This window comes from Mesorhizobium sp. WSM4898 (assembly GCF_029625845.1).
Classification (GTDB): domain Bacteria; phylum Pseudomonadota; class Alphaproteobacteria; order Rhizobiales; family Rhizobiaceae; genus Mesorhizobium.
Map to the genome: position 1 here is coordinate 77,761 of NZ_JARTVQ010000008.1, position 9,084 is coordinate 86,844.

At 65.1% G+C, this 9,084-nt stretch carries 7 protein-coding genes; 3 read left to right on the forward strand and 4 right to left on the reverse strand.

Going from position 1 to position 9,084, the window contains the following annotated elements; all coding sequences use genetic code 11:
- Nucleotides 1-360: 360 nt before the first annotated feature.
- Nucleotides 361-1,518 carry a sulfite oxidase gene (locus P9228_RS25290; protein ID WP_095802585.1) on the forward strand — a complete coding sequence of 386 codons (1,158 nt, stop codon included), beginning with the start codon at nucleotides 361-363 and terminating at the stop codon, nucleotides 1,516-1,518.
- Nucleotides 1,519-1,653: 135 nt separating this feature from the next.
- Here P9228_RS25290 and cyoD read toward each other — a convergent pair whose 3' ends face one another.
- From cyoD to cyoA, 4 genes are read right to left on the reverse strand one after another with little or no spacing between them, the layout of a single operon-like run.
- Nucleotides 1,654-2,064, reverse strand: coding sequence for a cytochrome o ubiquinol oxidase subunit IV (gene cyoD / locus P9228_RS25295; protein WP_066997081.1), 411 nt, complete (start codon nucleotides 2,062-2,064; stop codon nucleotides 1,654-1,656).
- Nucleotides 2,061-2,780, reverse strand: coding sequence for a cytochrome (ubi)quinol oxidase subunit III (locus P9228_RS25300; protein ID WP_127214672.1), 720 nt, complete (start codon nucleotides 2,778-2,780; stop codon nucleotides 2,061-2,063). Before P9228_RS25300 ends, cyoD begins: the two co-directional genes overlap by 4 nt.
- Nucleotides 2,777-4,780 (reverse strand): cytochrome o ubiquinol oxidase subunit I, encoded by a 2,004-nt coding sequence (gene cyoB / locus P9228_RS25305; protein WP_164748482.1) that lies wholly within the window; start codon nucleotides 4,778-4,780, stop codon nucleotides 2,777-2,779. Before cyoB ends, P9228_RS25300 begins: the two co-directional genes overlap by 4 nt.
- 2 nt (nucleotides 4,781-4,782) lie before the next feature.
- On the reverse strand, nucleotides 4,783-5,691 hold the full coding sequence (gene cyoA / locus P9228_RS25310; protein WP_278056117.1) for a ubiquinol oxidase subunit II: 909 nt from the start codon (nucleotides 5,689-5,691) through the stop codon (nucleotides 4,783-4,785).
- A gap of 555 nt (nucleotides 5,692-6,246) precedes the next feature.
- Here cyoA and P9228_RS25315 point away from each other — a divergent pair.
- Both P9228_RS25315 and P9228_RS25320 read left to right on the forward strand, forming a co-directional pair.
- On the forward strand, nucleotides 6,247-6,846 hold the full coding sequence (locus P9228_RS25315) for a LysE family transporter (RefSeq protein ID WP_164763758.1): 600 nt from the start codon (nucleotides 6,247-6,249) through the stop codon (nucleotides 6,844-6,846).
- An 82-nt stretch (nucleotides 6,847-6,928) separates the two neighbouring features.
- Nucleotides 6,929-9,043 (forward strand): ATP-binding cassette domain-containing protein, encoded by a 2,115-nt coding sequence (locus tag P9228_RS25320; protein ID WP_278056120.1) that lies wholly within the window; start codon nucleotides 6,929-6,931, stop codon nucleotides 9,041-9,043.
- Nucleotides 9,044-9,084: the final 41 nt, after the last annotated feature.

Sequence of the window (9,084 nt, forward strand, 5' to 3'; positions counted from 1 at the left end):
GCTGACATCGGTGCTGACCAGGTCCATGCCGCTCACGAGATGCAACGCACCAACAGTCGGCGGCATTCAAGCTTGGAGCACGATGCAGGTATCGAGTCCTGATGCGAAGATGCCAGCCCTTGGCCTCGCCACGACGACAGATAGGGCGTATAGTTGAAGACCGCCGGCTCGGACCTGACACGCCGGCGCATTGAGAGCGGGAGACGTCGCTTCAACTAGGGCGCACTTCCAACTCGGGGGGTGTTCCACGCGCTCTCATCATTGCCCGCCGCGTCCGGCTTCTGCTTTGCGCGATCGCGGTCGCTATTCGCATTTACTCACTGAAGGAGAACTGAGCTTTTCACTGGAGGAGAAGTGATCATGCATTACCTTCCCAGACGTGAATTCATGGTTCGAGGAGGGGCAACCCTCGTGGCGCTGGCGTCCTTTCAATCGCGGATTGCCTATGCTTTTCCAACCCGGGCCGGCGAGGAAGTCATCAAATGGCTCGATCAGCTGCCGCCAAACCCGGTTCCGCAAGTCATCAAAAATCAGTTGGTGTGGGAGGATCTCGATTCCTGGGTGACGCCCAACGACAAGTTCTTCTCAATCGCGCATTTCGACCGGCCGGTCATCGACGAAAGCACGTGGAAGCTCGAAATTGGCGGCTCCGTCAAAAAGCCGACAGCCCTGACGCTCGCCGACATCAAGGCTCGACCGCGCCAGGAAGTCACGTTCACGGTCGAATGTTCGGGCAATACTGGCCTACCGTTCTTCAATGGCGGGATTGGCAATGCTCGCTGGGCGGGCACGCCGCTCGCCCCGATCCTTATGGAGGTCGGGATCCTCGACAGTGGTATCGAGGTTGTCTTCTGGGGCACCGATAAAGGTGAAATCAAGCGAGCCGACGACGTCAAGTTCACGCAGAACTTTGCGCGCAGCATGTCGCTCGCCGACGCCTTGGACCCCAAAAACATCCTTTGCTACGAGATGAACGGCACTGCCTTGCCTGCCGATAACGGGTTCCCGCTGCGGCTGATTGCGCCGGGCTGGTACGGGATCGCGAACGTGAAATGGCTCAAGCGTATCGAAGTGAGGGACCAACGCTTCGTGAACCAGTTCATGGGACGCGATTATGTCACGCTGCGCGAGGAGGAGCACAACGGAGAGACGGTATGGATGGAAACCTCTGTCGGGCGGGCGCGTCTGAAGTCTGCGCCGGCCCGGGTCACTCATATCGGCAATGATTACCGGATCGTCGGAGCGGCCTGGGGCGCGCCGATCGAGCGGGTCGAGGTGAAGATCGATGACGGCCCATGGATGCCGGCGACCATCGATGAAACCGAAAAGGCGGACTTCGCCTGGAAGATATGGTCCGTCGACTGGCCCAAGCCCTCCGCCGGGGAGCACACAGTCACCTCGCGCGCCGTTAGCACTGGAGGGCAGGTCCAACCGGCAATGGACGATCCCGTCATCGCCAAGAAGCATACCTACTGGGAAAGCAACGGTCAGGTGACGCGACGCATCGGCATTCACTGACCAGCGGGAAGTCTATAAAACCCTCTCACATCGATGTGACCCCATGCTTTTGGCATGGGGTCATGACGTCGATCGGCCGGCTGTGACGGTGGCGACCCACGCGGGAGAACGCCTCTGCCGGCGGGTTGAGCCGCCTTATGGCATCATCCTGGCCTGATGGGCGCTCATCGGAGGCATGTTCAGGTTGAGATGGGCCATGATCCAGACCGAGCCGATCACGACCAGCGCGACGATCAGCACGCCGAAGGCGAGCGCGAGCACGTTGTTGGTGTTGTCGGGCCCGGTGGTCAGGTGCAGGAAGAAGACCAGATGCACGCCCATCTGCGCGATCGCCAGCACCACCAGGGCCGAGATCACCGCCGGCTGGTAGATCAAGCCGGTCTGCGCGGCGAGGAAAGAGGCGATGGTCAGCAGGATCGCGAGGCCGAAGCCGAGCAGGTAGCCCGACAGCCCTCCCGCCAACTCGTGCTCGGTGATGCGCTCCTCGCCCGGCGCCGAATCGCGGCGGTCGAGTTCCTCGTCGGTCCGGCTGTCGATGTCGCTCATGGCGACGCTCCCAAGAGATAGACCAGGGTGAAGATGGCGACCCAGATAATGTCGAGCGCGTGCCAGAACAGGCCGAAGCAGTGGAGCCGGCGCAGTATTTCCGGCCGGAAGCCCTTCACCCAGAGCTGCGCCATCATGGTCCCGAGCCAGAGCAGGCCGAGCCCGACATGGGTACCGTGGCAGCCGACAAGGGCGAAGAAGGCTGACAGGAAGGCGCTGCGCGAAGGGCCTGCCTGCTCGCTCGCCATCACCGCGAATTCCTGCACCTCGAGGAACAGGAAGGCGGCACCGAGCAGGCCGGTGACCAGAAGCCAGAACTGCGTGGCGGCCATCGACCGGCGATGCGTCGCGAGCGTCGCCAGCCCGCCGGTGAAGCTCGATGTGAGCAGCAGCCCCGTTTGCGCCGCAACGCGCGGCAGCTCGAACAGCTCCTTACCGGATGGCCCGCCGGCGGTCGCCGTCGACAGGACCGCATAAGCCGCGAAGAAAGCCGAGAACATGATGATGTCGGACAGGAGGAAGATCCAGAAGCCGTAGGCCACGGTGACGAACTTCGAGGCCGGGCCGCCCTGGCCGTGGCCGGTCGCCGAGAGCAGGCCATGGCCGTGTCCCGCATGGCCGTGACCCCCATGACCGTGTCCCCCATGGCCATGCCCGCCGGACCGTCCAACCCGGTAGGGATCGCGCGCCGCGCTGCCGGCCGTGATGTCGCTCATGCCACGCGCTCCCGTCTGCGCAGCCAGGCAAGCTGTGCGGCCCTGCCGTCGCGGTCTATGCGCTCGACTTCCTCCGCGGAGACTTCGTAGTCGCCGTGCTCTCGCCAGGCGAAGACGACGAAAGTGATATAGGCGCCGATGAAGCCTACGATCGCCAGCCACCAGATGTGCCAGATCAGGGCGAAGCCGATCAGCGTGCTGAAGAAGGCGGTGACGAAGCCGGTCGGGCTGTTGCGCGGCATTTCGATCGGCTCATAGCTTTCGTCCTCGCCGGGCCTTTGCTCCTCCATCGCCCGCTGCTTGATGGTCCAGTAGGGTTCCTCGTTCTCGACATGCGGCAGCCGCGCGTAGTTGAAGAAGGGCGGCGGGGAGGATGTCGACCATTCCAGCGAGCGGCCGTCCCAGGGGTCGCCCGTTTCGTCGCGCAATTCGTCGCGATGCCTGATCGAGACGACGAGCTGCGCGACCTGGCAGGCGGCGCCGACGATCATCACCGCAATGCCGAAGGCCGCCACGACCAGCCACGGCGTCCACAGGTCCATGTCGATATGCTGGAGACGGCGGGTCATGCCGAGCAGGCCGACGATATAGAGCGGCACGAAGACCAGCACGTAGCCGGCAAGGGTGAACCAGAACGCGGCCTTGCCCCAGCCCTCGTGCAGCCGGAAGCCGAAGGCTTTCGGGAACCAGTAGGTGAAGCCGGCGAAGGCGGCGAACAACACGCCCGAAATGATCACATTGTGGAAATGCGCCACCAGGAAGAGCGAATTGTGCAGCATGAAGTCGGCCGGCGGAACCGCGAGCAGCACGCCGGTCATGCCGCCGATGATGAAGGTGGTGACGAAGCCCAGCGCCCACAGCATCGGCGTGTCGAAGCGCACGCGCCCGCCATACATGGTGAAGAGCCAGTTGTAGATCTTGACCCCGGTGCCGACGGCGATGACCGAGGTGGCTATGCCGAAGGCGGCATTGACGTCGGCCCCGGCGCCCATGGTGAAGAAGTGGTGCAGCCAGACCATGAAGGAGACGATGCAGATGAACAGCGTCGCCGCGACCATCGACCGGTAGCCGAACAGCGGCTTCGATGAGAAGGTCGAGAAGATCTCGGAATAGATGCCGAAGGCGGGCAGCACCAGGATGTAGACCTCCGGATGGCCCCACGCCCAGATCAGGTTCATGAACATCATCTGGTTGCCGCCGGCTTCGTTGGTGAAGAAATGGAAGCCGAGGTAGCGGTCGAGCGTCAGCATGGCGAGCGTGGCGGTGAGGATCGGGAAGGCCGCGACGATCAGCAGGTTGGAGGCGAGCGATGTCCAGCAGAACATCGGCATGCGCAGATAGCCCATGCCCGGCGCGCGCATCTTGAGAATGGTGGTCGCCAGGTTGACGCCGGTGAGCAGCGTGCCGACGCCGGAGATCTGGATCGACCAGAGATAATAGTCGACGCCGACGCCCGGCGAGTAGGTCGTCTCCGACAGCGGCGCATAGGGCAGCCAGCCGGTGCGGGCGAACTCGCCGACGACGAGCGAGATGTTGACCAGGAGCGCGCCGGTCGCCGTCAGCCAGAAACTCACCGAATTCAGCGTCGGAAAGGCGACGTCGCGGATGCCGAGCTGCAGCGGCACGACGAAGTTCATCAGCCCGATGACGAAGGGCATCGCGGCGAAGAAGATCATGATCGTGCCGTGGGCCGAAAAGACCTGGTCGTAATGCTCGGGCGGCAGGTAGCCGGGCCCGTGGATGGCGAGCACCTGCTGCGTGCGCATCATCACCGCATCGACGAAGCCGCGCAGCAGCATCAGCGCCGCCAGAACGATATACATGACGCCGATGCGCTTGTGGTCGACCGAAGTTATCCATTCGTCCCAGAGATAGGGCCAGTATCCTTTCACCGTGACCCAGATCAGCACCGCGGCGGCCGCCAGGAAGACGATGAGGGCGGCGCCCAGCGGGATGGGCTCATCGAAGGGAATGGCAGACCAGTCGAGCTTGCCGAGCATCGTCATCCTCCCGCTTTCGGCTGCGGCTGTTGGGCAGGCGCCGGCGTCCCGGCCTTGGGCTGGGCCTTGGGGCTTACCTGCGGCTCGCCGGCGGCGGTTTCGGCGGGACCCGGACCGGGCGGCAGCGTCTGGCGCACGATCGCGTCGAACAGGCCGTCCTGCACGACGCCGAACGAGGCCGGCGGCACGTTGATGCTCTGCCGGGCAAGCTCGCCATAGGCGCGCGCGTTGAGCACGCCGCCGCTGCCATGCAGCGAAGAGGCCCAGCGCGCAAATTCGTCGGGCGGGACGGCGCGCACGCGGAAATTCATGTCGGAAAAGCCGTCGCCGCTGAAATGCGCCGACAGGCCGAGATAGCTGCCCTCGCGATCGGCCTGCAGGTTGAGCTCGGTCTGCATGCCGTTCATGACATAGATCATGCTGCCGAGCTGCGGCACGAAGAAGGTGTTCATCACGCTGGCCGAGGTCAGCTTGAAACGTACGGGAACGCCGGCCGGGATGACCAGCTGGTTGACCGTTCCGACGCCCTGGTCGGGGTAGAGGAACAGCCATTTCCAGTCGAGCGCCACCACCTGGATGTCGAGCGGCGGCTGGCTGGAGGCGATCGGCCGGCGCGGGTCGAGATGGTAGGATCCGTAATAGATCAGCCCGCCGAGGAAGAGGATGGTGAGGGTCGGGATCGACCAGACGATCAGCTCGATGCGGCCCGAATAGGTGAATTCCGGCTCGTAGCGGGCGTTGCGGTTGGAGGCGCGGAACATCCAGGCAAACAAAAGCAGCGCCACCAGCGTCGGAATGACGATGACCAGCATGACCGCCAGCGAGTTGAGCAGGATCGTGCGGTTGCCCGCCCCGATCGGGCCCTGCGGGTCGAGCACCCCGCCTGCGCAGCCCGAGAGCGTTGCGATCAAGCCTATCCAGAGCGGCGAGCGGCCTCGCCTCGGTCTAGGGAAGGAAAGCACTGGAACGGATCATGCTTGGCGCGAACGGATCGGCGGGACGTCTTGACTGTGGGCGGCGCGTCGTCGGCGCCGCTGGGCTGCGGCGCGGCCGGAAACAGACTTCGCGGCCAGTCCGGCTGGGCCGTGATCCTTCAAAAGCTCGCGCCTGCGAGGGTCGCGTTCTGCGGCAGCTTTCATCTGAAGTCTCCCCGTGTGCAGAGGCACCTCCGCCATATACCGTACGACTGCAGAACACGGCTGCCAACCCAAGCAACTGCCGCTTGTTCTGCAAAAGGCGGTGTTTCGCCCGATGGCTGGACGGGCCGCGGAAGACATAGGGCGCGGCTCCTGCCTGACCAGACGCCGTCTCGGCATGCTCGCGCTCGCCGATCGCCCGCCAGGATGGTGACAAGGCGTGCGGCGCGTGCTTTGTACTGCGCAGGGAATTGCAGCCGACCTGCGGAGGAAGTATTGTCCGAGATTGCAACCATCCTTTCCATCCTTGGCGTTTTCCTGCTGGGGGCGATGAGCCCGGGGCCGAGCTTCGTCGTCGTCTCGCGTATCGCGGTCGCCGGCGAGCGCAGTGACGGCCTAGCGGCGGCGATCGGCATGGGCATCGGCGGCTTCATCTTCGCCATCATCGCGGTCGCGGGCCTGACCGCGCTGCTCGTCCAGGTCGCCTGGCTGGACATTTTCCTGCGCGTCGCCGGCGGCGCCTATCTGCTGTGGATCGGCATAAAGATCTGGCGCGGCGCCAATCAGCCGATCGAGATCGCGAACGATGCCTCGGCGCGCGCCGGCTCGTTCTGGCGGGCGCTGCGTCGCGCGCTTCTGGTCCAGCTCGCCAATCCGAAGACGGCGATCTTCTACGCCTCGATGTTCGCGGCCATGCTGCCGGCCTCGCCGCCGCTCTGGATGCTCTTGGTCCTGCCGCCGCTGCTCTTCCTCAACGAATTCGTCTGGTACGCGGTCGTCGCCTTCGCCTTTTCCTCCAGCCGGCCGCGCGCGGCCTATCTCGGCACCAAGCACTGGATCGACCGCGCCGCCGGCGCCGTGGTCGGCGCGCTCGGGATCAAGCTGATGTGGGAAGGCATGGCCGCCGCGCGGCGGGGTTTTGCCGGGTGAGGTGAGGTCGAGGCCCGAGCGGGCAGGCAACATCTCTCGCCGAGATCGTGAAACCTTCTGATTTTTGAGCCGTTGTCGGCTGATGTCTGAAGCAAAGCTCAAGCCAAGATCGGCCGACGGCGCCCAGCCGCGCGGTGCCGGGAAGTCGCGCCCCGCAAAGACGGGCGCAGCGAAGGCACCCTCGGGCAAGACGCGGCCGGAAAAGTCGCCGCCGGAAAGCTTGCACCCGGAAAGACCCCGCGAAGAAAGGTCGCCCCCGAAGCAATCGCCCGAGCAAGAGGAGCCGGCCGAAGCCACGCCGGAGGCCGTCGGCGAACCGGCGCCGCCGCCGCCGGAATCCGTCGAGCCCGGTCCGAAGCTGACGCCCGAGGAGGCCGAGCAGGCGCGCAGGAAGTACCTCTTTAGGCGGTTCTGGATCAGCGGGCGCGGCTACTGGGGCCGGAATGGCGACAAGCTCGCATGGCCGTTTACGATTGGGCTGTTGGTGCTGATCTGCGTCAATGTCGGCTTCCAGTATGGCATCAATGTCTGGAACCGCGCCTTCTTCGACGCCATCGAACAGCGCAATGTCCACACCGTCTATATGCTGAGCGCCGTCTTCGTGCCGCTGGTCGCCGGAAGCGCCAGCCTTGTCGTCGCTCAGGTCTATCTGCGCATGACGATCCAGCGCCGCTGGCGCTCCTGGCTCACCACATCTGTCATCGCGCGCTGGCTGGCCAGCGGCCGCTACTATCAGCTGAACCTCGTCGCCGGCGACCACTCGAACCCCGAAGCCCGTCTCACCGAAGATCTGCGCATCGCCACCGAGTCCCCCGTCGATTTCATCTCCGGCGTCCTCAACGCCTTTCTGTCGGCCTCGACCTTTATCGTCGTGCTGTGGACCATCGGCGGCGCGCTCACCTTGCCGCTCGGCCGCGAGAGCATCACCATCCCCGGCTTCCTCGTCGTCACCGCGGTCATCTATGCCGCCATCACCTCGACCTCGATGGTGGTCATCGGCCGCCATTTCGTGCAGCTTTCGGAGCGCAAGAACCAGGCGGAAGCCGAATTCCGCTACACGCTGACACGCGTGCGCGAAAACGGCGAGAGCATCGCGCTCCTCGGCGGCGAGGCGGAGGAGCGCAGCGGAATCGACAGGAATTTCGGCCATGTGCTGAGGCAATGGGCGCTGCTGACCGGACAGCACATGCGCACCGCGATTGTCTCGCAAGGGTCGATGCTGTTCGCGCCGGTGGTGCCGGTGCTGCTCTGCGCGCCGAAATTCCTCGAAGGCTCGATGTCGCTCGGCCAGGTCATGCAGGCGGCCTCCGCCTTTGCCATCGTGCAAGGCGCGTTCGGCTGGCTGGTCGACAATTATCCGCGCCTGGCCGATTGGAACGCCTCGGCGCGCCGCGTCGCTTCGCTGATGATGTCGCTCGACGGGCTGGAGCGCGCCGAAGAGAGCGAGTCCTTTGGGCGCATCCGGCGCGGCGAGACGCAAAACGGCGCCATGCTCAGCCTGGACGATCTCTCCGTCACCCTCAACGACGGCACCGGCGTGGTCAACGAGACGAAGGTCGAGATCAACCCGGGCGAGCGGGTGCTGGTCGCCGGCGAATCCGGCACCGGCAAGTCGACGCTGGTGCGGGCCGTCGCGGGCCTGTGGCCCTGGGGCGGCGGCAGCGTCAATTTCCATGCCGGCAAGCGGCTGTTCATGTTGCCGCAACGCCCCTACATCCCGACCGGCACGCTGCGGCGCGCGGTCGCCTATCCGGCCGCCGCCGACAACTGGACGGTGGACGAGATCGACGCCGCCCTCGACAAGGTCGGCCTCGGCTACCTGCAGGACAGGATCGAGGAAGAGGCGCCGTGGGACCAGACGCTCTCCGGCGGCGAAAAGCAGCGCCTCGCCTTCGCGCGCCTGCTGCTGCACGAGCCAGACATCGTCGTGCTGGACGAGGCGACCTCGGCGCTGGACGAGAAGAGCCAGGACAAGATGATGCAGACGGTGGTCCAGGCATTGCCGAAGGTCACCGTCATCAGCGTCGCCCACCGCGCCGAGCTGGAAGCCTTCCACAGCCGCAAGATCACGCTGGAGCGGCGCGAGGGCGGCGCGAAGCTGGTCAGCGATGTGGAGCTGGCGCCGCGCAAGGGCAAGCGCAACGTGTTCGCGCGGGCGCTGTGGGGGAGCGGGGCGAGAGGCGGGCAGGCGCGCTGAGGGCGGCATTATGGGCGGGGCGGCAAGAGCGTCAGTTGTGG

Bases quoted from the DNA above. Each gene is read 5' to 3' on its own strand.
- cyoD (WP_066997081.1), bottom strand. From the start codon at position 2,064: ATGAGCGACATCGACAGCCGGACCGACGAGGAACTCGACCGCCGCGAT.
- P9228_RS25300 (WP_127214672.1), bottom strand. From the start codon at position 2,780: ATGAGCGACATCACGGCCGGCAGCGCGGCGCGCGATCCCTACCGGGTT.
- P9228_RS25290 (WP_095802585.1), top strand. From the start codon at position 361: ATGCATTACCTTCCCAGACGTGAATTCATGGTTCGAGGAGGGGCAACC.
- P9228_RS25320 (WP_278056120.1), top strand. From the start codon at position 6,929: ATGTCTGAAGCAAAGCTCAAGCCAAGATCGGCCGACGGCGCCCAGCCG.
- P9228_RS25315 (WP_164763758.1), top strand. From the start codon at position 6,247: ATGAGCCCGGGGCCGAGCTTCGTCGTCGTCTCGCGTATCGCGGTCGCC.
- cyoB (WP_164748482.1), bottom strand. From the start codon at position 4,780: ATGCTCGGCAAGCTCGACTGGTCTGCCATTCCCTTCGATGAGCCCATC.